This is a genomic window from Bowdeniella nasicola (genome assembly GCF_900107735.1).
GTDB lineage: Bacteria > Actinomycetota > Actinomycetes > Actinomycetales > Actinomycetaceae > Bowdeniella > Bowdeniella massiliensis.
On sequence record NZ_FNQV01000008.1, the window covers coordinates 54457 to 80882 of the forward strand.

Consider the following 26426-nt stretch of genomic DNA (forward strand, 5'->3'; position numbering starts at 1 on the left):
AGTCTAGTCGTTCTTTTTCGCTGAATCGCTGACATCTCGTACGGCGGCAGTGGCGTCTACCTCACCCTGCAAAAGACCATTGCTGCGCAGGAACTCAGCCATCTCGGGCCATGCTGCCGGATCGAGGGCTAGGGGGTCATCGCCGTAGAGTTTTGCCGTGGCCGTCAGCACCTGCTCAGCCAGCATGATCTTGTTCGCTCCGGTGACCTTGGGCAGGTAGTCAACCGAGTCGGAGACCGCCGAGGCTGGATCCTCCATGATGTCGCGCATGGCTTTGGACAGCGCAGAATTGAGTTTATTCAGCACGTCAGGCTGCTTATCGACCGTCGTTTCCAGCGCGCCTAAGGCGATTGATTTCAGCGGGTTATTGGCAATGGAAAAGGTCTTAACTTCCATCCCTGCCGCTTCGAAGTTGATGACATCGGAGTTCGAGAACCCGATCACGGCATCGACTTTTTCGGTCATGAGCGCGGCTTGGATGGTGTAACCGATGAACTCAATGGTGAGGTCGTCTTGCGTCAGTCCTGCTTCCTCGATCATCGCGAGTAGAGCAAACCAGCTTTCGCCGAACGGGCCCGGTACTCCCACGCGCTTACCTTTCAATTCAGCCAGGGAGGAGATATCAGAGGCTTTCGGAGTAATGAGGACAGCTGGGTAGGTCTGGTACATCTGAGCGAAGGTTGTGACTCGAATGCCCTGCGAGCGGGCTTGGAGCATCTCATCCGCGCCAGCATTCACGACGTCCTCGTCACCGGCTGCAAGCGCTCCAAACAGAGACTCGCCAGCGCCATGATGCCGCAGGGTGACCGCCAAGCCTTCATCTGTGAAGTACCCGCGCTTGTCGGCGAGGTAGAACGGCGCGAACTGAATATCGGGAATGTAGGTGAGTCCGATTGTCAGCGGAGTCAGATCATCGCTTGAGGCAGAGCTATCCGTTTCAGTCGAACGTGGCGAAGCGGGAATCGCCGAGTCGCCTGCTCGCGGCTCAGTACTCGTCGGGGTGGTACACCCGGCCAGCAGCGCCAGCAGGATGACCATCAAGGCTAGGAAGCGTCGTTTCACCACAGACCTCGGATCTTGTGTTCGATAGCGGCAATTAGGGCGTAAAGAATGGCGGCGAGGGTACACAGCACGATGAGGACGGCAAACAGTCCCTCAGTGTCGGCGGAGTCCCGGTAGACGGTCAGGAGCAGGCCGAGGCCTTTACCGCCCATCACGAACTCTCCGACGACTGCGCCGGTGATTGACAGGGTGAGCCCGCCTTTGAGTCCGGTGAGGATGGCTGGGGCTGCGAGCGGGGCTTTCAAGTAACGCACCATTCGCCAGCCGGATGCGCCATCGAGTCGGGCTGCATCAATAATGTCGCGGTCGATGTCTCGCACCCCCAGGTGCGTGGTGAGCACGATCGGGAAGAACACCATGAGGGCACACAGCAAGATGATCGGAGTCATGCCATAACCGACCCACATGACGAGCAGCGGAGCAAGCGCGATGGCCGGGATGGCCTGCGAGGCCGCGACCCACGGAGAGATCGAGCGGCGAACAACCCGCGAGACTGCGATGAGGTAGCCGAGTGGAATACCGGCCGCAGCACCGAGGGCAGCGCCACTGAGCGCGGCCGATAAGGTCTGCACAATGTAGGGCGTGAGCTGGCCGGAGGCAAGATCGCTAACGACGCGTCGAGCAACATCGAGCGGAGCTGGCAGGAGGAAAGGGTTGATAAACCCGGAAGCTATCTGCCAGGCGATCACGACGAGGAGGAAGAACAGCGCGGGCGCGATGAAGGTGATGGGCCGCAAGATGCGGCGCCGCACATAAGCCATGCGTCCTTCCCCGGCTTCGGGGGTGCGCGCGGCATCCGTGCGCTGCGAGGCGTAAGGCTCGCGTATCACGCACGGTTCACGCAGCTTCTCCCATCCGGACTTTAACCGTCGGTACCGGACTTTCACCGGTTCAACCGCACGAGGTGTGCGGGTCGCGGACTATCACCGCCGGCTCAGAGTTTCACTGACCCCGAAGCTCGTTTTCCGCCCCTACTCTAGCAGTGCTCACAGACTGAGGCGGCAAGTGTCCGTAGGGTCTCAACTTCGGCGGCGGCATCCTCGGCCTTGAAGACGGCTGAACCGGCGACAAAAACGTCGGCACCAGCATCCGCGCACTGTTCGATTGTCTGCTGGGATACTCCCCCGTCGACCTGGATGGCGAGGTCGATCCCGCGGCGTTTGGCGGCCTCGCGGGTGCGCCGGATCTTGGGGAGCATCGAGGAAAGGAAGGGCTGTCCCCCGAAGCCAGGTTCGACCGTCATGATGAGGATCATGTCGACTTCGTCCAGAATTTCTTCGAAGGGTTCGATGCTCGTCGTTGGCTTGAGCGCCATTCCGACCCGCGCCCCCTGATTGCGAATCTCCCGCGCCAATCGGATCGGGGCAGCGGCGGCCTCGACGTGGAAGGTGACCGATGCGCATCCGGCTTCCGCATACGCAGGCGCCCAGCGATCCGCGTCCGCAATCATGAGGTGGGCATCGACCGGCAGAATGTTTGCGGCGACAATCTGCTCCACAACGGGTAGCCCCCACGTCAGGTTCGGGACAAAGTGGTTGTCCATCACGTCGACGTGGGCGAAGTCGGCATTCGAAATCTTCTCTAGCTCACCCCGCAGGTCGAGGATGTCGCAGTTAAGGATCGAAGGAGAAATCGTGACGCTCATATTCCTAGCCTACTTGGTAAAAACTGCCCCAAACATGGCGTCGACACCGTGACGGTGCGGCCACAATTGCACGGATTGCGCACCTTCAGGAAGGTCAATGTCGGTTCCGATGGCCTCGCGCAGCAAGTCTGGCGCCGACAGTTGCTTTAGACCGAGTGCTTTGGTCGCGTGCCGCACTTGGGTCAGCGTCTCGGCCACGAGCGGCGAGCACGTGACGTACGTGAGGATCCCTCCCGGCCGCAGTGCGGCAGCGGCCGATGCGAGCAGGTCACGCTGCAGGGCCGTGAGGTCGGGAACGTCGGAGGGGCGCTTCCGCCAGCGTGCTTCGGGGCGACGCCGCAGCGAGCCCACCCCCGTGCACGGGGCATCAAGCAGGATACGGTCGTAACTTTCGGGTTCAGCGGCACCGATTTCGCGGCCGTCCCCCGTGCGAATGGTGACGTCGGGGAAGGGAGCGAGCGCCCCGCGCACGAGTTCCGTGCGGTGGGGCGATACTTCGTTAGCAACGAGGTCCGCGCCGCGATGGGCGGCTTCGGCGGCGAGGACGCCGGCTTTGCCACCGGGTCCCGCACACATATCGAGCCACTTCTCATCGGGTCCGTCGATCGGGGTGCGTGCTGCGAGCAGTGCCATGAGTTGGCTGCCCTCGTCCTGGACGGCGATCTTGCCGGCCCTCACCTCTCTGATGCGGCCGGGGTTTCCGCGCTCCATGCGAAGCCCGATGGGTGAATACGGCGTCTTTTCCAGCGGCACGGGAAGATGGTGAATGAGAGCGTCGCGGTCACCGATTTTGACGGCGAGATCGACCTGCGGCGGATTGTTGTTCGCGACGAGAAGGCGAGCGATCTCTCCCGGGTCTTCGCCGTGGGCTGCGAGCGCTGCCGACAGTTCCCGCACGAGCCAGGCCGGGTGGGAATACCAGTGGGCTAACCCATCTCGCTCGGCCAACACGTCCGTCTTCCACTCGGAAAGCTCGCGCCGCGACAGCGTTCGCAAGACGCCATTGACGAAGCCCGTCGGTTTGGGCCCGCAATACTCGCGTGCCGCGTCGACCGCTTGCGAAACTGCGGCATGCGGAGACGTCTTGAGTGCCAGCATGTCGTGTGCGGCCATGCGCAGGATTGCCCGAATCGGGGCGTCGAGGTCACCCATGGAGCGGCTGTTCGTGATCATCCGGAAGATCGCGTCGTATCGTCCGGTCAGGCGGCTCGTGCCGTAGACCAGTTCGGTTGCGAAGGCCGCGTCGCGTGGCGATAGCCGGGCTTCGCGCAGTATCTCCGGGAGTTTGAGGTTCGCGTATGCGCCGTCGAGATCGATGGCGAGCAAGGTATCTATGGCAACCCTGCGGGAATCGGTCAGGTTCACTCGGTTACCTCAAAACTCTTCTCTCCGCGCCATCCGCGTAGCCATGCGCTGGCAGGCATGGCTTTCTTGCCGGCCGGCGCAATCTCCTCTAGCAGGATCGAACCGGCTCCCGTCGCCACAATGACATCCCCGCCAATTTCTTCGAAGGTGCCGGGTTCCGTTCCGGCCTGCCTCGTATCCTCTCGCGCGGCGAGGATCTTGATTCGCGTACCGTCGCTCGTTCGAGTCCAGGCACCAGGATCGGGCGTGAAGGCGCGGATATGACGGTCGATCTGCGCTGCTGGGAGCTGCCAGTTGACCTGGCCTTGCGCGGGCGTCAGTTGCGGGGCATGCGAGATGCCGTCCTCATCCTGCGCAACGGCGCTGAGGTGGTCTTCTTCGATGGCGGTGAGGGTTTGCGAGAGAATAACCGTCCCTTGCTCGGCCAGTTCTGTGAGCGCCTGTCCGGAGGTGACTCTGTCGGAAAGCTCGATCGACTCGCGACGGAAGATTGGACCCGTATCGAGGCCAGCATCGATCTGAAAAACCGTCACACCAAAGGGGGCCGCGCCGTCTTCGATCATGCGCTGCACCGGTGCCGCTCCGCGGTATGCGGGAAGGAGCGAAAAATGGAGGTTAATCCACCCGTAGCGCGTCAGGTCGAAGGCCGAGGCAGGTACGAGAGCGCCGTAGGCAACGACGGCGACGGCATCGGCTTCATGACTGGCGATCCAGGCCTGGGTTTCCGGCTCTTTTAGGCTCGCAGTCTTATAGACCGGGATATCCAGGTCCTGTGCGGCAAGTGCTACCGGTGATGGGTGGAGGGTTTTACCGCGCTTGCCGCGAGCATCAGGCATCGTGAGCACTCCCACGACCTCGTGGTCAGTGGCAAGTCGGGTCAGCGAAGTTACTGCGGGCTGGGGGGTTCCTGCAAACAGCAGTCTCATACGTTTGCGGACCTCGTCATATCTCGCGCCCAGCTGCGGGCATCCTTTGCGCTGGTGAAGTGGTGAGCGGTGAGACCCACTGATTCCGCGGCTTCGACGTTAGCAATGCTGTCATCAACGAATCCCGTCAGTTCCGGTGTGAGATCCCACCGAGATAACGCGAGCTCAAAGATCCGTGGATCCGGTTTGGCCATCCCCTCGGCGCCGGAGACTAAGATGTCGTCGAAAAACTCGAAGGACGGAACCGCCGCCTCCGCGTGATGGAAGGTCTCGGCGGACCAGTTTGTCAGGCCGAATAGGCGAATCCCGGCATTCTTCAGGTCGTGGAGGAGTTCATGGGTCCCCGGGATGAGTCCGGTCAGACATGCCCGGAAGTTCTCGACATAGTGCTTAAGGATCTTCGCATCCTCAGGATTGTCGCTACTCTCGAGCTCAGAAATCCAGTCGCCAAATGGCTTGCCGGCATCGTGATCCGCATTTTTGGTAAAGAAATCGGTGCGAGCAAAAAAGTCGTCGACGTCGCGTTCGGAAAGCTCTTCGGGCAGGGCGGCGTGGGGCTCCCACCTCACGACGACATTCCCCAGATCGAAAATCAGTGTCGAAAGAGATGGTGTCACGATTATCCTTCGCTTTCCTAGAGGTCCAACGGATCCATTGTCGCAGACACGGGCGGCTCACTGCGGGTGCTGCGTTTCCGTATCAGCGCAGCCACCCGCGCTCGCAAGGCTCGGGCCCCGGCGTGCGGTACCCGGATCAGGACCCGATCCGTTGTTTCGTTGAGAGCTGTGGGTCCAAGAATCTCCACGCCCGGTGCGGTATCGGAGAACGTGGCGGGAATGTCAGCGAGCGTTCCGCGTGGACCGGTAAGGTCAGCAACCGTAGCGACAGGCGGGAGGTGAAGTTCTGCACGTTCGGCAAGGAGCCGGTCGGCGAAGTTCGGGAAATCCGACCGGGTGAGGGCTTGTGCTACGGCTTCGTCTGGTTCACCGGTAAGCACAAAGCGACCTCCCTGCGGCCCCGGTTTGATGAGCGACCAGGCATTCGCGAGCTGGGTCGTCGCGTGGGCAGTGCCAGACAGTTCAGTGCGGGCAGTGAGCACCGACGCATCGATGACGATGCCGGCCTCGTAACCATCGGGGGCGATCGGTTCGGCTCCGGGCGTCGCCACGACGATTGCCGGGCGGGAATCGACGTTTTCAATGATTCCGGTCCGGGCGCCCGAGACGCGGATAAGGACACCGGGAAATGCTCGGCCGAGTTCGTCCGCGGTGCGTTCGGAACCGATCGCAGCGGCGCGCACGTGGGTCGAGGAGCATTCTGGGCAGGAAAACTGGTGGGTGATGTGGCCTGCCCAGGTGCAGCGCAACCTGGCGCCGCGCTGCATGGTGACCGGGGAGGCGCATTCGGGACAGCGAACTTCTTCTCCGCAACGGGCGCAGCGCACCATGTTGACGTAGCCGGCACGCGGCACGAGAACAAGGACCGGTCCCCGCTGCAGAGCTTCGCGCGCGACGGAAAACGCCACGGAAGACAACCGGCGGGCGGGCCCATCGGAAGCATCCCCCATGACGACGCGCGCCCCGTGCGAGCGAAGGGCATCTCGGCTCGGGGTAAGAGACTCGGCTTGCCCGCGCTGGACCAGCAGCTGCGTTTGGACGCTGCGGCCGAGTGAGGCAAAAACCGTAGCGCCCGCCCTGGCGAGCGCTATTCGCCATACCTGCGGGCGGGGCGCATGCCGTTCCCGCAACAGCGGATCTGCCTCATCAAAGACGATCGTGAGTCCAAGATCCGGCAGCGGAGCCCAGGCCGCGGACCGCGTACCCACGACGACATCAACCTGGCCGAGTAGAGCAAGGAGGAACGCGCGGTACCGTGCGGCAGGCTTTTGCGATGACCCGTATCCGATTGCGGTGACGCCAGCCTCGGCGAGGACAGCGAGCACTCGCGTGATATCTCTGGCTGCTGGAACGATGATGAGGACTCGACGCCCCGAGGTCAGCGTGGCAAGGACGAGCTCGAGTGCGTCAACGAGCCACTGCGGTGTGCTGCCCACGACTCCGGGAAGTGCCTGCCAGGCAATCGTTGGTGAGGCACCTGACGCGAGTTTGGAAATGAGCTGATCGCCGCCGGGATAGGCATGCAACGCTGCCGGGTTTGGCGGCCGAGGCGGACTCGGAATCGCCCGCTGGGTCGCTCTCTCCCGCACCTGATTCTCGGTCCGTGCGTGCCGCGCGGGAATCGCGAGACGCAAGACGTCGTAATAGGTGCCGGCGTAGTGCTTCGCTACCTCACCGACGGCTGCGGCGACCTCCGGGGTGAGCACTGGAAGGTCGGAGACGACCGAACGCAGGTTTCGTAGCTCGCCCTCGTGATCGGAGCCGTCCGTGATGCGCGTGATGAAACCGGGGCGATCGCTTGGACCGAAGCGCGCGGTGATGCGCACTCCGGGCGCCGCATCGGCAAGGAGTTTTTCCGGCAGGGCGTAATCGAATTCTTGATCGAGGTGGGCTGCGGGCAGGTCGAGCCGGACGACAGCGACGGGACCACGGTGACGCTCGCGCTCGGGAAGCGCGAGTCCTGGGATCTCCGGCTGGGTGCTCACCTCTCTATGGAATCACACCCCGCCGACGTTACTTGACGGCCGCCTTGAGGTCCTCGACGCGGTCGGTGTTCTCCCACGTGAAATCGCGCAATTCTCGACCAAAGTGGCCATAAGCGGCGGTTTGCCGATAGATCGGACGCAGCAGGTCCAACTCGTCGATGATTGCAGCCGGACGCAGATCGAAGACGCGCTCGATGATTCGGGCGAGCTCGGCATCGGGCACGACGCCGGTCCCGAAGGTCTCCACGTACAGCCCGAGTGGACGAGCCATCCCAATGCCGTAGGAGACCTGAACCTCGCAGCGCGTCGCAAGTCCCGCCGCGACGACGTTCTTTGCCACCCAGCGCATCGCGTACGCGCCGGAGCGGTCAACCTTGGACGGGTCCTTACCCGAAAAGGCGCCGCCGCCGTGGCGCGCCATACCGCCATAGGTGTCGACGATGATCTTGCGTCCGGTGAGCCCGGCATCGCCGCGAGGTCCACCCACCTCAAAGGAGCCGGAAGGGTTGACGTAAATGCTGAGCGATTCGTCGCCGGCATCGAATCCTGCGGCCTGCAGCACGGGCGCAACGACGGACTCGATGAGCTTGTCCCGCAGGTCGTCTTGACTGATGTCGCGGTGGTGCTGTGTGGATAGCACAACGGAATCGATTCCCACCGGGGTGTCCCCGTCGTAGGCGACCGTGACCTGCGACTTGCCATCGGGGTATAGGCCGGGCACGCTGCCGTCCTTTCGCACGGCGGCGAGCGCTTCGGTCAGGCGATGCGCGAGGTGGATTGGCAGCGGCATGAGCGTCGCCGTGTCCGTGCAGGCGTAGCCAAACATGAGGCCCTGGTCGCCCGCGCCCTGCTGGTCGCGCGGATCCAGGGAGCCGCTTCGCAGTTCGAAGGACTTATCGATGCCTCCCGCGATTTCGCCGGACTGCTGATCGATGGAGACGAGCACACCGCACGAATCCGCATCAAAGCTCGCCTCTGAGGAGGTGTAGCCGATGCGTCGGATCTGGCTGCGGACGATCTCCGGGATCTCCACGTACTCCGTCGTCGATAGTTCCCCGACCACTTGGATAAAGCCGGTCGTTGCCAAGGTCTCGATTGCCACGCGGGCCTGCGGGTCCGAACCTAACACGGCGTCCAAGATGGCGTCGGAGACTTGGTCGCACACCTTGTCCGGGTGGCCCTCAGTAACGGATTCAGAAGTGAAGAGTCGAACAGCGCTTGGGTCAGTCACGCCCCCAAGTCTACGACGGCCTGGCGCAAGCGTGCGCCGCTCGCCTCCGTGGCGGACAGCTCGTGAGCTAGCTCAATTCGGAGGCGATGGAATCGAGCAGAACACCCGCGACGTCGGCCTTGCTGCCGCCGCCTTCGGTGACGACGTTCCCATCGGGGCGCACCACTGTGACGTAGTTCGGGGTATCGCCAAATCCCCTGTCAACACCGACTTCGTTGATCGCCAGCAGGTCGGCTCCCTTGCGTGCCGCCTTCTGCTTGCCGTGGGTTAGTGCATCGGTGGACTCATCGCCCGTCTCAGCGGCAAAGCCCACGATGACTTGCCCGTCCCGCTTGGCGGCCACGGCCGCTTTCAAGATGTCGGGGTTTTGCACTAGCCGCAGCGTGAGCCCATCGTCGCCGGTTTTCTTGTGCTTGTGTTCGGCCTGGCTTTCCGGGCGATAGTCGGCCACGGCCGCCGCCATGATGAGGACATCGACATCGGCGAGCCGGTCAAGAACCGCGGTGTGCAGGTCGCGTGCCGAGACGACCGGGACGACCTCAACTCCTTCGGGCAGATCCTGCGTCACGTCGGCAGCGACGTTGGCAGCCAGCAGCGTAACGTCGGCGCCTCGGCGCGCGGCCGCGGCCGCCAGCGCGACGCCTTGGCGTCCGGTGGAGCGGTTGCCGAGAAAACGTACGGGATCTAGCGCTTCGTGAGTGCCACCGGCGCTGATGAGAAATCGCCGTCCGGCAAGGTCGCCCGACTCACCGGGTGAGGTTTGCGCGAGGGCGAATGTCACGATGTCTTCAGGGTCTGGTAGGCGCCCTATCCCGGTGTCGGAGCCGGTCAGCCGGCCGCTCGCGGGCTCCATGACGCGCACGCCGCGCTCGCGCAGCGTCGCGATATTTGCTTGGGTGGCCGCGTTGAGCCACATTTCGGTGTGCATCGCCGGCACGATGACGAGTGGCGCTTGAGTCGCTAGCACCACGGCGGTCAGGAGGTTATCGGCCATCCCCGCCGTGATTTTCGCGATCGTATGGGCGGTGGCCGGAGCGATAAGGACGAGGTCGGCTTCCTGTGCGATCTTGACGTGATCGACAGCCTCGGTGTTTTCGAAGATTCCCGTGGCGATCGGGTGGTGGCTGAGCGCCTCCCAGGTCGCAGCTCCGACCATGTTCAACGCGTCCTCGGTCGGCACGACCCGCACCTCGTGGCCAGCTTCCGTCAGCAGGCGAAGGACAAGGGCGGCCTTATACGCAGCAATCCCGCCAGTGACCCCTAAAACGATGGTCAACGGGCGGGATGTGTGCGTCATGATGACGCTACTGCTTCTGCTCGAGCTTGAGGAGGCCTTCGTTGATTTCGCGCATCGCGATGGACAGCGACTTGTCCTCCTGGCCGGCATCGACCAGGGGTCCAACGGAGACCATCATGTTGTCTTCAAGCTGCGCGTTGTACGAGTTGATCTGGCGCGCCCGCTTCGCGGCGTAGACCACCAGCGCGTACTTCGAATCGACCGCTTCCAGCAGGTCGTCGATCGGCGGGTTCGTAATACCCGTCGGGTTTGCCACGGTTCCTGACACTTCAGGTACGCCCTTTCGTTTCGCGGTAATGCCCGGCTAGTGTACCAAACCCATGAGCGCGGCGAGCTGATCGACAGCCGAGTCGATGGTGTCGTTGACCACGACGTGATCGAACTCGTTGATCGCCGCCATCTCGATTTCCGCTGTCGCGAGTCGGCGTTCGATCTGTTCCCGCGTTTCCGTGCCGCGCCCGGTCAGCCGCTGGTACAGCTCCTGTTCGGAAGGCGGCGCTAAGAAGACGAAAAGCGCGTCTGGCTTGGTTTCGCGCACCTGGCGAGCCCCTTGCAGATCGATCTCCAGGATTACCGGGATACCAGCCGCTTCGCGGTCTTCGACCGGTCCGCGCGGGGTGCCGTAACGGTCGGTTTCGTGCACCCAGGCCCATTCGAGCATTCCCCCCTGCTCGACGAGCTCGGTGAAGCGCTCGGCGGTGAGGAAGAAATAGTGCACCCCATCCACTTCCCCGGGGCGGGGGCTGCGAGTCGTCGCCGAAACCGAGAGCCAGGCATCGGGAAACCGCTCTTTCAGGGCAGCGACGACGGTGCCTTTGCCTACGCCGGAGGGGCCAACGAGAACAAGAACGGGAGCGGCACTCATGAAGCGAATTTTACGCGGGAGCTATCTCTGCGACAAACCTCCGCGCGGCGTCCGCCAGGTTGCCGGGACCCGCGCCAAGCACGCCGCGAGATACCGAGGCGAGCATCTTCGCCGCACCGAAGACGTCGTGACACTCCGCTCCCCCAGCCCCTTGCGCGCCAACGCCGGGCGCCAAGAAAATGCCGTTGAAATCGGCAAGATCGAGCCCGAGGTCCCGCGGCGCCGAGCCGACGGTCGCGCCAACGACGAGGCCGATGGGTCCAACGTCGCTACCATCGCGAGCCATGACATCAGCGTTCACCGCCTCAGCGCTCGCCACGATGGCGCCGGCAACCGATTGGCCGTCGGTGCTACGCGCGTGTTGCACGCTCGCACCTTCCGGGTTTGAGGTGAGAGCGAGGATGTAGAGCGCTTTTCCGTGCTCGAGCGCCAGGTCGATCGCGGGCTCCAGCGCCCCGAAGCCCAGGTAGGGGCTCAGGGTGATGGCATCGGATTCGAGCGGAGCGCCTGGGCGCAGGTAGGCATCTGCGTAGCCCGCCATCGTCGAGCCGATGTCGCCGCGTTTGGCGTCGGTGATGACGTAATGGCCGGCCTCGCGGGCCGAAGTGATGACGGTCTCGAGCGCCGCGATACCGGCAGCGCCGTAGCTTTCGAAGAACGCCACCTGGGGCTTGAGTGCGGCCGCGACGCCGTCGAGCTCGGCGATGCAGATCTCCCCAAACCGCTCGAGTCCCGCGGCCGAGGCGGGCAGCCCCCAACTATCTAGGAGTGCGGGGTGCGGGTCGATCCCGACGCACAGCGGACCGAGGTCCGCCATGCGCCGGGCGAGCACCGCCGAAGAGTTCACTTCGGACATCGCGAACTACCGCTGAACGAGCGCACCGTCAAGGACGGTGGCGTTGCCGCGCAGGAACGTCGCGATGACGCGACCGGGCAGCTCCAGGCCCGCATAGGGCGTGTTCTCGGAGCGGGAGACCTGCTCGGAGGGTTCGATGACGCGGGTGGCCTTGGGGTCATAGAGGCACACATTGGCGGGATTGCCGACCTCGATCGGCAGGCCCTGGTTGTCCAGGCGGCCGATCGCGGCGGGCGTGTAGCTCATCGTGCGTGCCACGTCCTGCCAGGTGAACTTGCCGGTATCGACCATCGCCTGCTGGACGACGGACAGCGCCGTTTCCAGGCCGATCATGCCGAATGCACCGGCGGCCCACTCGCAGTCCTTATCCTCCTTCGCGTGGGGCGCGTGGTCGGTGCCGACGATGTCGATCGTGCCGTCGGCCAGCCCCTCGCGCACCGCATCGACGTCGTCCTGGGTGCGCAGCGGCGGGTTGACCTTGAAGACGGGGTCGTAGCTGCGCGCCGTTTCGTCGGTCAGCAAGATGTGGTGCGGCGTCGCCTCGGCGGTGACATCCAGCCCGCGGGCCTTCGCGTCGCGCACGAGGCGCACGCTGCCGGCCGTCGACAGGTGGCAGATGTGAAGCCGCGAGCCGACGTGTTCGGTCAGCAGGATGTCGCGTGCCACGATCGCCTCTTCAGCGACCGAGGGCCAGCCGGCAAGGCCGAGCTCAGCGGAGACGACACCCTCATTCATCTGGCTGCCCTCGGTCAAACGTGGGTCCTGCGCGTGCTGGGCGATGCAGCCGTCGAAGGACTTGACGTATTCCAGGGCGCGGCGCATGAGCACCGGGTCGTGCACGCACATGCCGTCATCGGAAAAGACGCGAACGCGCGCCTCGGAAGCGGCCATCGCGCCCAGCTCGGCAAGCTTTTCGCCCTTCAGCCCAACGGAGACCGCGCCGACGGGGAAGACGTCCGCCCAGCCGGCCTCCTGGCCGAGGTGGTAGACCTGCTCGACGACGCCGGCCGTATCCTGCACCGGCGTCGTGTTTGCCATGGCGTGAACGGCGGTGTAGCCGCCCATCGCGGCAGCTCGGGTGCCGGTCTCCACCGTTTCGGTGTCCTCGCGCCCGGGCTCGCGCAGGTGGGTGTGCAGGTCGACGAGTCCGGGCAGCGCGATCAGGCCCGTGCCGTCAATCGTCTCGACTTCCTGTAGGTCCTCGGCTGCCGTTGCTGCGTCGGCGCCGATCGCGGCGATGACGCCGTCGGCCAGCAGCAGGTCGGTCGGGTCCTCGTCCAGGATGGAGACGTACGTGATGAGATAGGCGGTCATGCGATGGGCTCCTCGGTGTTGTCGCCGGCGAGTAGAAGGTAGAGAGTGGCCATCCGGATGGAGACGCCGTTGGCGACCTGCTCCAGGATGGTGGCGCGCGGCGAGTCGGCCGCGTCGGACGAGATTTCCAGGCCGCGGTTCATCGGGCCGGGGTGCATGATGATCGCATGCTCGGGCAGGCGATCCATGCGGACCTTATCCAGCCCGTAGACACGGTGGTATTCCAGCGGTGAGGGGAAGAATCCGCCACCGGCGGCGCTCATCCGTTCGCGTTGCACGCGAAGCATCATGACCGCATCGGGCTGCGCATCGATTGCTGCGTCGAGGTCGTAGGAGACCTCCGCTCCCCAGGCCTCAACTCCGACGGGTAGCAGCGTGGGAGGTGCCACGAGCGTGACCTTAGCGCCGAGGGTCTTGAGCAACTCGACGTTGGAGCGCGCTACCCGCGAATGCAGGACGTCGCCAACGATGACGATGTGATTGCCCGACAGGTCGGTGCCGTCGGCGGCGGGGGAACCGTCGCGTTCGCCCATGAGGTGGCGACGCATGGTGAAGGCATCCAGCAGCGCCTGGGTCGGGTGCTGGTGCGTGCCGTCACCGGCGTTGAGCACAGGCACATCGATCCAGTCGGTCGCGGCCAGGCGGTGCGGGGCGCCGGAGGCGGAGTGGCGGATGACGACGCCATCGATCCCCATGGCGTCCAGCGTCTGGGCGGTGTCCTTGAGGGACTCCCCCTTGGACACCGAGGAGCCCTTTGCCGAGAAGTTGATGACGTCGGCCGACAGGCGCTTGGCGGCGGCCTCAAAGGAGATGCGGGTACGCGTGGAGTCTTCGAAGAAGAGGTTCACGACGGTCTTGCCGCGCAGCACGGGCAGCTTTTTCACCTGCCGGTCCTGGGTGGCGGCCATCGCTTCGGCGGTGTCGAGCAGCCGCAGGACTTCGGCTTTGGTGAGGTCTTTCGCGTTGAGCAGGTGTTTCATGCCGACTGCCCTCCCGCGATGTAGATGGCGTCTTCGGAGTCAATCTCTGACAGGTGGACCTTTACCGATTCTTCCGAGGAGGTCGGCAGGTTCTTGCCGACGAAATCGGGCCGGATCGGCAGTTCGCGGTGGCCGCGGTCAACGAGGACCGCGAGTTGAATCTTTGCTGGCCGGCCAAGATCGTTGATCGCTTCCAGGGCGGCGCGGATCGTGCGCCCGGAATACAGCACGTCGTCGACGAGGACGACGACGGTTTCATCGATGCCGCCGTCGGGCAGTTCGGTGCGACCAATGGTCATCGTAGGGCGGCGGTGCAGATCGTCGCGGTAGGGAACGACGTCGAGAGATCCCACCCCAATATCGTGGCCGAGATCCTGCAGGATCTGGGCCAGGCGCAATGCGAGGGGTTTGCCGCGAGTGGGAATACCGAGGAGGACGATGTTATCGCCACCCTCATTTCGTTCGATGATTTCGTGAGCAATTCGGGTGAGCGAACGGGCGATATCGGCTTCGCCGAGTACCTGCCGTCCTGCTGGTGTTGACACCACAGGTGTTCTCCTTCTCCGCCTCTCTGGACGGGGGTTAAAGGATTGCGGGCGGCCCCAGCTTAGCGCATGGGAACCGCCCCCAGGTGAGATGGCGGGTGTTTACTTCTCGTCTAAATCATCAAACAGCGTGGGTCGATCAGCGTCAGCCGCCGAGGTCAAACGCGATTGCGTCGAGGCGTAGTCACCTTCCAGCGGCACGTCTGCCTCGTCTTCAGCCTCCTCGTCGTCCTGCTCGGGTTCGTCCTCGGCTCCAGCCGCTGGTGCCGCCTCGGGCTCATCACCGGCGGCATCGGAGTCGTCCCCGTCATCGCTGTCGTCGAGGACATCGTCGAGCTCGCCGGACTCGGGGGCTACTTCTTCCCGGTCGGCCACATCTTCACCGAGCGGCTCGCCGTCATCCAACGCGGCCTCATAGCCATACTCATCGAGATCGTCGGCGCCGTATTCCGCATCGGAATAGACCTCGTCGGCAAAATCAACGTCGCCGGCAAAGTCGGCTTCATCGAAGTCCGGCTCATAATCTTCGACCGGCGCGGACAGTTCCGCTTCCTGCGCGATGAGGCCCGCCTTGACCGAGGCGATTGTGTCGAGCAGTCCGTTGATGAAACCGGGTGACTTATCGGTCGATAGCAGCTTGGCGATCTTGACGGCCTCATCGATGGCGACCGGGTCGGAGACATCCGATTCATAGAGAATTTCCCACACCCCGACGCGCAAGATGGCGCGATCCACGGCGGGCATCCGATCGAGGGTCCAGCCGTGGGCGTACTGCGAGAGCGCGTAGTCGATGTGGGCCAGGTGATCGGCTACGCCCTCGACGATTTGCCGGGCATAGTCCGGCAGGCCCGTTTGGGTCGCGTGCTCCGAGGTGCGGCGTTCGGCCATCGCCGCGATCGAGCGAGAGGATACGCGGCCGCGCTGATCGACCTCGTAGAGAACATCGACCGCGCGCCGACGTTCTCTTGTGCGCCGAGTGAAATCCTTGGGACGAGACATCGGCTAGTCGTTGACGCGCGAGATGTACTCGCCCGAACGGGTATCAACCTTGACCTTGGTGCCCTGCTCGAGGAACAACGGCACCTGGATCTCGTAACCGGTCTCCACCGTCGCGGGCTTCGTGCCGGCCGAAGAGCGATCGCCCTGCAGGCCCGGCTCGGTGTAGGTCACTTCGAGGACGACGCTCGGCGGCAGTTCGATGTAGAGCACCTGGCCGTCGTGCATCGCGACGATGGCGTCCTGACCTTCGAGCATAAAGTTTGCTGCATCGCCGACGGTGTCCTTGGTGACGGTGATCTGGTCATAGGTGGAGGTGTCCATGAAGACGAAGTCTTCGCCGTCCTTGTACAGGTACTGCATATCGCGCTTGTCGACGGTTGCGGTATCGACCTTCACCCCGGCGTTGAACGTCTTATCGAGAGTCTTACCGCTGAGGACGTTCTTGAGCTTGGTGCGCACGAAGGCGGGGCCCTTGCCCGGCTTCACGTGCAGGAATTCCACCACCGTCCACAGCTGACCATCAAGGTTGAGCACCATACCGTTCTTCAGGTCATTGGTTGTTGCCACGTCGTCCTTCTTTCACGTTGTTGTAGTCCATACACACATCGAGTCCATTGCCCATGTGGGCAACGGACTCAATGCTCGGTGGATGTCGTCCACCTAAGAGTTTAGCGGGTGGGCTCGGATCCTATCGGGTCGGAATCCGGGCGGACTGCTCGAGCAGGCACAGGAGCAGCGGCTCGATATTCCGGCTCTCCCGGTATCCCGCGGCACGCAGTCGCTGAGAGACAGCCTGCTCGGTGATGCCCAGGTCTAATGCGGCATCCTTTTGTGAGATTCCGCGGGAGACGAGGTGGGCGACTTCCCACCCGGGCTCGGAACGGCGCATGAGACTGAAGTGCAGCAACTGCGCGAGGGCCGTCGCCCAGGACGCGGCCTCGGAGGCGCGACCATAGATGACGATGGGCATGTCCCCCGAACGAGAGCGTGCCCGCTTCAGGGCGCGCCGCGCAAAATCGAGTGCGGTCAGACGCGAGCGTCCTTCGCCGGAGTCTGCGCCGACGCCAATGCAGACGCCGGTATGTCGAGCGGCGGCGACAATGGCTTGGAGGACCGCTTCGGGATCGACGACCTGGAGGATGACCTCCCCCGCTTCTGTTTCATCCTTCGAAGCGATAGGTGTGCGGATAGCTGAGACTACCGCGTTGAGATCTTCGGCGGTAGCTGGCCGCCGCGTACATATTGCAACCGTAAACACGCACCAAATACTACAGCGTTTTGTTGCGTAATGGCAGAGACATACTCCAGTTTGGACGCTCTAAACCGGCTTAATCAAAGCTAGAGCCACGATCTGTTCAACAATTGTCTCGATAGTGGCTCCGCTCACATCAATTGTGTTGTCTGCAATCGACGTATATTGCGGTCGCCGCTCGATCAACATCTGGTGCCACAGTGAACGCGGGGTGACGAAGCCGACCGGCCGCGGTGCACCAAGGCCGGTGCGTGGAAAGCTAGTCGCTAAATCGACGTCCAGAAAGACCACCCGCAGCCCGGAAAGCAGCTCGCCCGCATCCTGGACCTCGATGATTCGCGAGGGCAGGGCAATGACAGCATCAGCCGGAAGGTCACCAAGAATCTCGGCGAGCGTCTTGGACAGGATCGACAACGCCTCTTGGGGCGGAAGGTCGACGGCGAGGGATTCCGGGGTGTACCCGCTGCGGCGCTCGATTTCTTCATCGGCGTCGATAAAGGGAATATCGAGGCGTCCGCCTAGGGCCTCGCCGACCGTCGTTTTACCGGCGGCGGGAGGACCAATGAGAGCAATAAGCGGCATTAGCGCTCTCCCCCAGAAAGCACGGCCTTAATGCTCTCTGGCAGGTTCTCGAGGTAGGAGGCGAGATTTCGTCGGCATTCGGCTACGGAATCACCGCCGGTCTTTTCCAGCAATGATTGCGCGAGCACGAGTGCGACCATTGCTTGGGCCACGATGGCGGCGGGGGCGACGGCACATGTGTCGGAACGCTGGTTGATGGCAACGTCTTCCGCCCCGGTGGTCACATCGAAGGTGCGCAGCGCGCGGGGTACGGATGAAATGGGTTTGAGCGCCGCGCGTACGACGATCGGCGAACCGTTAGACATGCCGCCTTCGATACCTCCGGCGAGGTTAGTCAGGCGCTGGGTTGACGTCATCTCGTCGTGGGCTGCGGAGCCGCGAGAACGGGCCTGGGCGAAGCCGTCGCCGATCTCGACACCCTTGATGGCTTGGATGCTCATGAGGGCAGCGGCCAGGCGTGCGTCGAGTCGGCGTTCCGCTTCGACGTGGCTGCCGAGTCCGACCGGCACGCCATAGGCAATGACCTCGACGACGCCGCCGAGGGTATCGCCCGCAGCTTTAGCGCTATCGATCTCCTTAACCATCGCGGCGTCGGTCGCTTCATCTAGGCAGCGCACCTGGGTGGCATCAAGCGCCGTCGTGTCGTTCGGGCCGGGGCGGAGTCCATTATCGGGCAGGCGGACCGAGCCGCATTCGATGACGTGGCTGACGACGCGGATGTCACCGATCTGTTCGATGATTGCTTCGGCCAGAGTGCCAAGCGCGACCCGTGCCGCGGTTTCGCGTGCCGAGGCACGCTCCAGGATGGGGCGGCAGTCGAGGTGCCCGTATTTCGCCATACCGGCAAAATCAGCGTGGCCGGGACGGGGGCGAGTCAGAGCTTTGGCGCGCGCGCCGCTGGGCGGCTCTTCAGTGGGATCCGCACTCATGACTTCGGTCCACTTGGGCCATTCGGTGTTCCCGATGGTGAGCGCAACCGGGGAGCCGAGAGTTTGTCCGTGCACGACGCCGCCGAGGAGGCTGACCTCGTCCTGCTCGAACTTCATCCGCGCGCCGCGGCCGTAACCCAGGCGCCTGCGGTGCAGCGCCGCTGCAATATCTGAGCTCGTGATGTGCACTCCGGCCGGCACGCCCTGCGCCATGGCGACCAGTGCTTGCCCGTGTGATTCACCCGCGGTTGACCAGCTGAACATTGCCTCAGTCTTTCACCAACTAAACGGCGAAGCCGTCACATTCCACCAGATGGCTAGGACGGCTCCGAGAAACAAGAAGGGACCAAACGCGATCGGGGTTTTGGCGGTCGCGCGCCGAATGACAATGAGCACCAGAGCGACGAGGGCGGCCAGGAAGAACGCCCCAAAGATCGACCACATTGCGGTCACGTAGGACCACCAGCCGGCCATCGCGCCCGTGGTGACGGCGAACTTCGCGTCGCCCATACCGATACCGGTGGGCGCGACGAGCGCCGCGACGAAAAACAGGCTGCCCGCGATGACCCCGGAGATGAGGGCGGCGCTCAAGCGATGCCCCTGTCCCGAGACAATCGCAAGGACGAGTGCGCACAGCGCGACCGCCGGAATGAGCGGGTACGTCAGTCGATTAGGCAGGCGATGCTCGGTGATATCGATTAGCGCTGCCCACCCTGCCGCGCCCCCGAGGAGGGCGTAGATGGCGGTCACGGTGATCGCGACGCCGAGGCTCATCCGGTGGCCTTGGGCCGCGAAGTAGGCGGCGGCTCCCGCCAGGGCTGCGCCTACGCAAATACCGAGGATCTGCCGCGGCAGCGAAGTCGAAAGGGAAATCGGGACGGATAGGACTCCAGCGTTCGTCTCCGGTGGAGGCGGCGGCGCTGAATTATTCATCGTCGGTCGGTCCCGAAGTTTCCTGGTCACGGTTGGCGTCGCGCCAGTCACGCAGTTTCTGGATGTTGCGCTTGTGTTCCTCGTAGTCGCCGGTAAACAGGGTCTCGCCCGAGTTCAGGTCGACGGTGACGAAGTAGATCCAGTCGCCCGTGGGCGGGTTCAGGACCGCTTCAATCGCGGCCTTGGATGGGGCACCGATAGGGGTGGGCGGCAGACCCGCGTGGATGTAGGTGTTGTACGGGGTGTCCTTGCGAACTTCGTCGCGTGTCGGCACTCCCCCGCGCTTGCCGAGGCCATAGAGCACGGTCGAGTCCATTTGGAGGCGCCCCAACGTCGGTCCCCCGGTATCGGCCAGGCGGTTTTCGATCACGCGCGCGACTTCGCCGTAGTAGGAGGGCGGCACCTCACGCTCGACGATCGAGGCCTTGGTCAGGGCTTCCTGCCACTGATCCTTGGGGATCTTCAGTCCTTCGAGCATGGTCACGGTCCGCGCGACCATCTGCTTTAGTGCCTCGGTCGCGCTCGTGCCGGGGGCAAAACTATAGGTTTGGGCGGCGAACCAGCCTTCGGGGTTCCCCTTGGCCTCGCCGGGTAGCCCGATCGCTTCGCTATCGGCGCCAGCTGCCTTGACCTCGTCGAGCGGGATATCGAGTTGTTTGGCGACGCGCTCGTAGACCTGGTCGGCGTGGAAGCCCTCGGGAATCGTCAGGGCTGCGTCCGCCCGATTGACGGGGTCCAGCAGGGCGTTGACGGCCTCGGCGGCGCTCATTTTGGTTCGTAGCTTGTACGTGCCGGGCTGGATGCGCGAGGAGCGTTCGTTTTCGGCGAAGGCCGTCGCAAAAGTCGCGGGGGTATGAATGACGTCGGCGTCTTTGAGGATCTGACCCATTTGGCCGCCGGTAGCGCCTTCGGGAATCGTGACGGTGACGTCTTCCCCGGTTCCGCCGGGTTCATAGTCGGTGATTGTTGTCGTCGTGGAGCTACGAAGCAGATCGCGCACGATCGGCGTGACAAACCACGCGGCGACGGCAAGGACGGCGACCGAGACGATCACGGCAACGATCGACCGATTTCGGCGCGCGCGGCGACGAGCTCGGATGTTGTCGCGGCGGGATCGGCGATCCTGCTGTGCGCGGTTGTGGTCAGTTCGTGGCACCGGCAACTCGTCCTTCACTTCACCAGCTGGCCCGGGATCTCACCCGTTCGCCGTTCAGCTTCCAATACATGTTCCAACAAGACTACCGCCGATGCCTGATCAATCACGCTCCTGCGGTTCCTCGTGCTGCGTCCCGCCTCGCTGAGATGGGCGTGGGCCTGCACGGTGGTCAGGCGCTCGTCGACCATGCGAATCGGCAGACCAATGCGGTTTCTCAGCGCTTTGGCGAACCTTCGAGCTGCCTGCGCGGAGGCTCCTTCGGCACCCGAGAGGTGTGCCGGAAGTCCCACAAAGATATCGACGGCATCAAGCTCGGCAATAATATCGAGGAGTTCATCGAGGTGGCCACCGTAGCGATCGGTTGTCACCGTCGCAACGGGCAGCGCGAGAATGCGGTCGCTATCGCAGCGGGCGACGCCAATGCGCCGCCCGCCGGCGTCGATCGCTACACTCACGCCGCGACGCACTAGTGGTGCTCCGCGATCGCGTTTTTCAGTGCGGCCAGGGCTTCCGAGACCTTGGACAGATCCACGCCGCCACCCTGGGCGAGGTCCGGCTTGCCGCCGCCGCCGCCGCCGAGTCTCGCAGCCGCAAGCTTCGCCAGCGGTCCAGCCATGAGCTGGCGCTCGCGCACGCCTTCGTTCGTCGCAACCACGACCATGGGTTTGTTCGCTACTTCCCCGATGAGGGCGACAACGACGGGCCCCTTGGCGGCCAGGCGCTGGCGCACGTCCAGAGCGAGGGCGCGAAGATCGTCGGCGGAAGAAACCGTGCCGACCGAGGAGACGACCGCGGTCACGCCCGCGACCTCATAGGCGGTATTGGCAATGTCGCCCGCGCGCGAGAGGAGCTGGGAGGCCTGCAGGGCCGCAAGTTCCTTTTCCGCCCTCTTCACGCGCTCGAGCAGGCTCGAGATGCGCTCGGGCGCGTCCTCGGGCCGGCCACCCACGAGTGAGGTGACCTGGGAGACGATGAGGCGTTCCTTGGCCTGGTGGGCGTACGCGCCGGCGCCGACGAGCGCTTCGATGCGGCGAATGCCCGAACCGATGGAGCCCTCCCCCAGCACGTCGATGCGGCCGATGTGTCCGGTCAGCGGGACGTGGGTGCCGCCGCACAGTTCGCGCGACCAACCCTCGCCGATGTCGACGACGCGCACGCGGTCGCCATACTTCTCGCCGAACAGGGCCACGGCGCCGGAATCGCGCGCCTCGTCCAGGCTCATGATCTCGTCGGTGACACCGAGGTTATCCGCCAGGCGGGCGTTGACGCGTTCTTCGATCTCGCCCATGACGGAGGCCGGGACCGCGGAGGTGTGATGGAAGTCGAAACGCATCCGCGAGGGCGAGTTTTCGCTGCCGGCCTGGGTGGCCTGCTCGCCCACGAACTCGTGCAGCGCCTTGTGCACCATGTGGGTCGCGGTGTGGGCCTGGCTAATCTGGCGTCGGCGCAGCACGTCGATCTCCGCGACGGCGCTCTCGCCGACGTGAATGTCGCCCTCGATGAGCGTGCCTCGGTGGACCCGCACGCCTGCCACGGGTTGCTGGACATCGTGGACCTCGACGATGCCGCCGCCGCTGAGGCGGATGTAGCCGTGGTCTGCGAGCTGGCCGCCCATTTCGGCGTAGAACGGCGTCTGGTCGAGCACGACCTCGACTTCAGCCGGGGCCGTCGCCGCCGGTTGGCTTACGCCGTCGTGCAGCAGCCCCGCGACCCTCGCGCTCGTCGTCGTCTCGGTGTATCCGAGGAAGGTGACATCGTGGCCGACCTCGGCGCGGATGTCGCGGTAGAGCTGCGCGTCGACGTGCCCCGTCTTCTTGGCGCGAGCATCGGCCCGGGCGCGTTCCTTCTGCTCGGTCATGAGGGTACGGAAGGCTTCCTCGTCGACCTTGACGCCCTGCTCGCGGGCCATCTCCAAGGTGAGGTCGATCGGGAATCCGTACGTGTCATGCAGCTGGAAGGCTTCCTGACCGCTGACCGTATGCGAGGCGTCGTCCTTCGCGCGCTTGACCGCCGTATCGAGGATCGTCGTGCCCGCGCCGAGGGTGCGAGCGAAGGCCTCTTCCTCCGCGTAGACGATCTGCGAGATCCGATCGAAATCGCTCGCGACGTTCGGGTAGGAGCTGCTCATGGCATCGCGCGAGACGGTCAGCAATTCAGGCATGGTCGCTTCCTGGACGCCGAGAAGTCGCATCGCGCGCACGGCGCGGCGGATGATGCGGCGCAGCACGTAGCCGCGGCCATCGTTTCCGGGCCGCACGCCGTCGCCGACGAGCATGAGGGCCGAGCGGACGTGGTCCGCCACGACGCGCATCCGCACGTCGTCAGCATCGATAGCGCCATAGCGCCTGCCGGAGATCTCTTGTGCCTTGGCGATAACGGGCCAGACCTCGTCAATCTCGTACATGTTGGCCTTGTCTTGCAGCAAGAAGGCCAGGCGCTCCAGGCCGGCGCCGGTATCGATCGCTTTTTGATCGAGTTCCTTGATCAAGGGGTAGTCCGAGCCGCTGCCCTCGCCGCGCAGGTACTGATCGAAGACGAGATTCCAGACTTCGAGGTAGCGGTCGCCGCCAGGATCGACGGTGCCGCCGACCGCCTCGGGCCCGAATTCAGGGCCGCGGTCGTAGTGGATTTCGGCGCAGGGGCCTGCCGGGCCGGGCTGCCCCGTGTCCCAGAAGATCTCTTCGCGCGTGAGCTTGACGATGTGGCGCGGGTCGAGGCCGATGATGCGGCTCCACACGTCATAGGCTTCAGCGTCTTCTTCCCACAGGGTGACCCAGATGCGGTCGCCGTCCAGGCCATAGCCACCCTCGGCGATCGAGGTGGTCAGCAGCTCCCACGCCATCGTGGAGGCGCCTTCCTTGAAGTAATCGCCGAAGGAGAAGTTTCCGTTCATCTGGAAGAACGTGCCGTGGCGGGTCGTCAATCCGACGTTGTCGATGTCGTTGGTGCGGATGCACTTTTGGACGGAGGCGACGCGTGGCCAGGGGGCTTCTTCGGTGCCGACGATATAGGGAATGAAGGGGACCATGCCCGCGACGGTGAACAGCAGGGAGGGGTCCGGCGAGATGAGCGAGACGGACTCGGCGATGTGGTGATCCTGCCGTCTGAAGTAGTTAAGCCAGCGGGTGCGAATGTCGGTAGTACGCATCTCGGTCTTTCACAATCTCGTTACGGACGTGTCCTCGTCCTCAACAGTAGTAGATGGCTGGGTGGTTTCCTGCAGCAGGATGTGCCGCAGCCGCATTTCTTCGGCGGCCATGACGAGCCGGAACTCGTTCAGGATCTGCTTCGGTGAGCGCATTAGGCATCCCGACGCAAAATGACGCGCCGCACGGCGGTGGAGAAGGCCGCGAGTTTGATCAGGGGCCTAGCGATCGTCGCGGAGATCAGGGTGGTCGTGGCGGAGATATTGGTCGTCGTTTCTGCGGCGGCCGTCGTCACCAGGTCGACCTTGGCGAGCTGATGGCGCACCTCGCCGAGAGTCTCCCCGGTTTCTTTCACTACGCCTGCGGCCGAGGCAGAGATCTCTTCGACGCTATCGGCGATGCGGGTGAGCACGGTGGCGGCTTTCAGCAGTACCACGCAGGTGAAGGCCACGAGGACCGCGAACGCACCCGCGGCAATGAGGCCGGCGATTCCTGCCAGATCCATGTCGCTCCTTAGGGCGGCTATATTGCGTGATGCCCCGGACCGGCTGGACCGGCCCGGGGCATCGTCGACTGAATTAGCGCGAGTAGAATTCGACGACGAGCTGAACGTCGCAGGTCACGGGGACCTCGTCACGCTTCGGGGCGCGGGTCAGCTCAGCGCGCAGCTTCTCGATCTGCACGTCCAGGTAGCCGGGAACATCCGGCAGCACCTTCTGGTGCTCGCCCGTTGCGGCGATCTGGAAGGGGACCATCGTCTGCGACTTCGGCTTGACCTGGATGACCTGGCCGGGCTTGACGCGGTAGGACGGACGATCCACGAGCTTGCCGTCCACGAGGATGTGGCGGTGCACGACGGCCTGACGGGCCTGGGCGATGGTGCGGGCAATGCCCGAGCGCAGGACGAGCGCGTCGAGGCGGCACTCGAGGGTCTCGACCAGGGTTTCACCGGTCAGACCCGGCTCCTTGCGGGCCTGCTCGAAGGCGCGGCGCAGCTGCGACTCGCGGATGCCGTACTGGGCGCGCAGACGCTGCTTTTCCTTCAGACGAACGGCGTAGTCGGACTCGGAGCGGCGACGGGCGCGGCCGTGCTCACCGGGGCCGTAGGGGCGCTTTTCGAAGTAGCGCTGAGCCTTGGGGGTCAGCGGCAGGCCGAGGGAGCGCGAGAGGCGCACCTGGCGACGAGTGCGAGAAATAGCCATAGAAAGCTTCTCCTGTCTTGGTTCTTGAACAAGGTCACCGGACGGCATTCCGCCGTCCGGTGGGGCCGGCCACGCGGGCTAAGACCCCAGGAGCCCGAGCAAATCGGGCAACCACGACAGACTAGCAGGATTAGGCCTCGGTTTTCGAGCCTCCCGGCCGCAAATACCGCTCGATTGCCTGCATTCTGGCTGTGATATCCCTCTCGTGACCGTGGGATGTGGGCTCGTAGTAGCGAGCATCGGCCAGGGACTCAGGCAAATACTCTTGCGCCGCGATGCCATGGGGGTGGTTGTGGGAGTACTGGTAGCCCAACCCGTGGCCGAGATCTTTTGCCCCGGAGTAGTGAGCGTCTCGCAGGTGGAACGGTACGCTGCCGGCCTTGCCACGCTTAATGTCTGCGATCGCCGCATCGATCGCGAGATAGGCGGCATTGGACTTCGGAGCCGTGGCGATGTGGACGACGGCCTGGGCCAACGGAATCCGTGCCTCGGGCATCCCAAGGAATGCGACCGCTTCATAGGCGGCGACGGCGGTTGTCAGTGCCGTCGGGTCTGCCATGCCGACATCTTCGGAGGCGCAGATCACGATGCGGCGCGCGATGAAGCGAGGGTCCTCCCCTGCCACCACCATGCGCGCGAGGTAGTGCAGTGCGGCATCCACATCCGATCCCCGCATCGACTTGATGAACGCCGAGATGACGTCGTAGTGCATGTCGCCGGTCTTGTCGTAACGTACTGCGGCCTCGTCGATGGATTCCTCCACGTCCGCGACGCTGATCTCCTTCGCTCCGCGTGCTTGGGAGGTACCGGCGGCGGCTTCCAGGATTGTGAGGGATTTGCGGCCATCAGATCCGGCTAGTCGCACAATCATCTCGCGCGCTGCGTCCTCGATCGCCAGGTCGCCGCCATAGCCGCGATCGTCGGCAAGCGCGCGGTCGATGAGCGAGGCGACGGCATCATCAGATAGCGGCTGCAGGGTCAGCAGCAAGGAACGCGACAGCAGCGGGGAGATCACCGAGAACGACGGGTTCTCCGTCGTCGCCGCCACCAGCGTCACGATCCGGTTTTCGACGCTCGGCAACAGTGCGTCTTGCTGGGATTTGGAAAATCGGTGGACCTCGTCGACGAACAGGACGGTCTCGGTGCCGCTTGTTGCGAGGTCTCGCCGTGCCTGATCAACGACGGCTCGGACGTCTTTGACGCCGGCACTGACCGCAGAAAGCTCCACGAACTTTCGCCCCGAGGTTCGTGCGATGAGGTAGGCCAGGGTGGTCTTTCCGGTACCGGGCGGACCGAAAAGGATGATCGATGAGGGGCTTCCCGGCGCCTGCGGATCGAGCAGACGTCGGAGCGGCGATCCTGCCTTCAACACGTGTTCCTGACCGGCCACCTCCCCCAGTTCCCGTGGCCGCATCCGCACGGCCAGCGGAGCATTGGCCGCGGGCAGATCGCCCGGGGATGTGTGCCCGGCGGCGGAAAACAGATCGGGGGTGCTCATGTGGCCATGGTATCGAGCCGGCCTGACACACACCCATCGGG

Annotated in this window: 28 protein-coding genes and 1 riboswitch; all 28 genes read right to left on the minus strand. The window is 64.1% G+C overall.

The window, feature by feature from the left end; genetic code table 11:
• Positions 1 to 3: 3 nt before the first annotated feature.
• On the minus strand, positions 4 to 1062 hold the full coding sequence (locus BLU67_RS07210; protein ID WP_143027368.1) for an ABC transporter substrate-binding protein: 1059 nt from the start codon (positions 1060 to 1062) through the stop codon (positions 4 to 6).
• Positions 1059 to 1892: an ABC transporter permease gene (locus BLU67_RS07215; RefSeq protein ID WP_222842421.1), complete on the minus strand. Its 834-nt coding sequence runs from the start codon at positions 1890 to 1892 to the stop codon at positions 1059 to 1061. The genes BLU67_RS07210 and BLU67_RS07215 overlap by 4 nt, the downstream gene beginning before the upstream one ends.
• A gap of 9 nt (positions 1893 to 1901) precedes the next feature.
• A riboswitch (FMN riboswitch) is annotated at positions 1902 to 2025 on the minus strand.
• Between the two features lie 13 nt (positions 2026 to 2038).
• Entirely contained in the window at positions 2039 to 2707 is a 669-nt protein-coding gene (gene rpe, locus BLU67_RS07220; protein WP_092564324.1) for a ribulose-phosphate 3-epimerase, read from the minus strand.
• 9 nt (positions 2708 to 2716) lie between these two features.
• Entirely contained in the window at positions 2717 to 4072 is a 1356-nt protein-coding gene (locus BLU67_RS07225; RefSeq protein ID WP_261977064.1) for an RsmB/NOP family class I SAM-dependent RNA methyltransferase, read from the minus strand.
• The gene (gene fmt / locus BLU67_RS07230; protein WP_092564326.1) at positions 4069 to 4998 is read right to left on the minus strand and encodes a methionyl-tRNA formyltransferase; all 930 of its coding nucleotides are present in this window, start codon (positions 4996 to 4998) and stop codon (positions 4069 to 4071) included. Before fmt ends, BLU67_RS07225 begins: the two co-directional genes overlap by 4 nt.
• Positions 4995 to 5615, minus strand: coding sequence for an HAD family hydrolase (locus BLU67_RS07235; RefSeq protein WP_176780736.1), 621 nt, complete (start codon positions 5613 to 5615; stop codon positions 4995 to 4997). Before BLU67_RS07235 ends, fmt begins: the two co-directional genes overlap by 4 nt.
• A 17-nt stretch (positions 5616 to 5632) precedes the next feature.
• Entirely contained in the window at positions 5633 to 7600 is a 1968-nt protein-coding gene (locus BLU67_RS07240; RefSeq protein WP_092564430.1) for a primosomal protein N' family DNA-binding protein, read from the minus strand.
• Between the two features lie 28 nt (positions 7601 to 7628).
• On the minus strand, positions 7629 to 8831 hold the full coding sequence (gene metK, locus BLU67_RS07245) for a methionine adenosyltransferase (RefSeq protein WP_092564433.1): 1203 nt from the start codon (positions 8829 to 8831) through the stop codon (positions 7629 to 7631).
• 67 nt (positions 8832 to 8898) lie between these two features.
• A complete protein-coding gene (gene coaBC, locus BLU67_RS07250; protein WP_222842422.1) occupies positions 8899 to 10128 on the minus strand; it encodes a bifunctional phosphopantothenoylcysteine decarboxylase/phosphopantothenate--cysteine ligase CoaBC in 1230 nt (409 codons plus the stop codon).
• A 7-nt stretch (positions 10129 to 10135) separates the two neighbouring features.
• Positions 10136 to 10396 carry a DNA-directed RNA polymerase subunit omega gene (gene rpoZ, locus BLU67_RS07255; protein WP_092564436.1) on the minus strand — a complete coding sequence of 87 codons (261 nt, stop codon included), beginning with the start codon at positions 10394 to 10396 and terminating at the stop codon, positions 10136 to 10138.
• Positions 10397 to 10432: 36 nt separating this feature from the next.
• Complete coding sequence (gene gmk / locus BLU67_RS07260; RefSeq protein ID WP_092564439.1) at positions 10433 to 10993, minus strand: guanylate kinase; 561 nt, start codon at positions 10991 to 10993, stop codon at positions 10433 to 10435.
• 10 nt (positions 10994 to 11003) lie between these two features.
• Positions 11004 to 11849, minus strand: a complete 846-nt coding sequence (gene pyrF / locus BLU67_RS07265) for an orotidine-5'-phosphate decarboxylase (RefSeq protein WP_092564442.1) — start codon at positions 11847 to 11849, stop codon at positions 11004 to 11006.
• Between the two features lie 6 nt (positions 11850 to 11855).
• Positions 11856 to 13163: a dihydroorotase gene (locus tag BLU67_RS07270; RefSeq protein ID WP_092564445.1), complete on the minus strand. Its 1308-nt coding sequence runs from the start codon at positions 13161 to 13163 to the stop codon at positions 11856 to 11858.
• The gene (locus BLU67_RS07275) at positions 13160 to 14143 is read right to left on the minus strand and encodes an aspartate carbamoyltransferase catalytic subunit (protein ID WP_092564448.1); all 984 of its coding nucleotides are present in this window, start codon (positions 14141 to 14143) and stop codon (positions 13160 to 13162) included. Before BLU67_RS07275 ends, BLU67_RS07270 begins: the two co-directional genes overlap by 4 nt.
• On the minus strand, positions 14140 to 14691 hold the full coding sequence (gene pyrR / locus BLU67_RS07280) for a bifunctional pyr operon transcriptional regulator/uracil phosphoribosyltransferase PyrR (RefSeq protein ID WP_092564451.1): 552 nt from the start codon (positions 14689 to 14691) through the stop codon (positions 14140 to 14142). The genes BLU67_RS07275 and pyrR overlap by 4 nt, the downstream gene beginning before the upstream one ends.
• Positions 14692 to 14790: 99 nt before the next feature.
• On the minus strand, positions 14791 to 15687 hold the full coding sequence (gene nusB / locus BLU67_RS07285; protein WP_092564454.1) for a transcription antitermination factor NusB: 897 nt from the start codon (positions 15685 to 15687) through the stop codon (positions 14791 to 14793).
• Between the two features lie 3 nt (positions 15688 to 15690).
• A complete protein-coding gene (gene efp, locus BLU67_RS07290) occupies positions 15691 to 16254 on the minus strand; it encodes an elongation factor P (protein WP_092564457.1) in 564 nt (187 codons plus the stop codon).
• 121 nt (positions 16255 to 16375) lie between these two features.
• Complete coding sequence (locus BLU67_RS07295) at positions 16376 to 16945, minus strand: hypothetical protein (RefSeq protein ID WP_092564460.1); 570 nt, start codon at positions 16943 to 16945, stop codon at positions 16376 to 16378.
• A gap of 60 nt (positions 16946 to 17005) precedes the next feature.
• The gene (locus BLU67_RS07300; RefSeq protein ID WP_092564463.1) at positions 17006 to 17521 is read right to left on the minus strand and encodes a shikimate kinase; all 516 of its coding nucleotides are present in this window, start codon (positions 17519 to 17521) and stop codon (positions 17006 to 17008) included.
• Entirely contained in the window at positions 17521 to 18714 is a 1194-nt protein-coding gene (gene aroC, locus BLU67_RS07305; RefSeq protein ID WP_092564466.1) for a chorismate synthase, read from the minus strand. Before aroC ends, BLU67_RS07300 begins: the two co-directional genes overlap by 1 nt.
• Before the next feature lie 12 nt (positions 18715 to 18726).
• The gene (locus BLU67_RS07310) at positions 18727 to 19383 is read right to left on the minus strand and encodes a prepilin peptidase (RefSeq protein ID WP_092564469.1); all 657 of its coding nucleotides are present in this window, start codon (positions 19381 to 19383) and stop codon (positions 18727 to 18729) included.
• On the minus strand, positions 19376 to 20539 hold the full coding sequence (gene mltG, locus BLU67_RS07315) for an endolytic transglycosylase MltG (protein ID WP_261977065.1): 1164 nt from the start codon (positions 20537 to 20539) through the stop codon (positions 19376 to 19378). The genes BLU67_RS07310 and mltG overlap by 8 nt, the downstream gene beginning before the upstream one ends.
• Before the next feature lie 14 nt (positions 20540 to 20553).
• On the minus strand, positions 20554 to 20994 hold the full coding sequence (gene ruvX, locus BLU67_RS07320) for a Holliday junction resolvase RuvX (protein WP_261977066.1): 441 nt from the start codon (positions 20992 to 20994) through the stop codon (positions 20554 to 20556).
• An 11-nt stretch (positions 20995 to 21005) separates the two neighbouring features.
• Positions 21006 to 23687, minus strand: coding sequence for an alanine--tRNA ligase (gene alaS, locus BLU67_RS07325; RefSeq protein ID WP_092564478.1), 2682 nt, complete (start codon positions 23685 to 23687; stop codon positions 21006 to 21008).
• 9 nt (positions 23688 to 23696) lie between these two features.
• Positions 23697 to 23840 carry a hypothetical protein gene (locus BLU67_RS12260; RefSeq protein ID WP_176780737.1) on the minus strand — a complete coding sequence of 48 codons (144 nt, stop codon included), beginning with the start codon at positions 23838 to 23840 and terminating at the stop codon, positions 23697 to 23699.
• Positions 23840 to 24190, minus strand: a complete 351-nt coding sequence (locus BLU67_RS07330; protein ID WP_092564481.1) for a DUF948 domain-containing protein — start codon at positions 24188 to 24190, stop codon at positions 23840 to 23842. The genes BLU67_RS12260 and BLU67_RS07330 overlap by 1 nt, the downstream gene beginning before the upstream one ends.
• A 73-nt stretch (positions 24191 to 24263) precedes the next feature.
• Positions 24264 to 24887, minus strand: coding sequence for a 30S ribosomal protein S4 (gene rpsD / locus BLU67_RS07335; protein ID WP_092564484.1), 624 nt, complete (start codon positions 24885 to 24887; stop codon positions 24264 to 24266).
• Positions 24888 to 25017: 130 nt separating this feature from the next.
• On the minus strand, positions 25018 to 26385 hold the full coding sequence (locus tag BLU67_RS07340) for a replication-associated recombination protein A (RefSeq protein ID WP_092564487.1): 1368 nt from the start codon (positions 26383 to 26385) through the stop codon (positions 25018 to 25020).
• Positions 26386 to 26426: the final 41 nt, after the last annotated feature.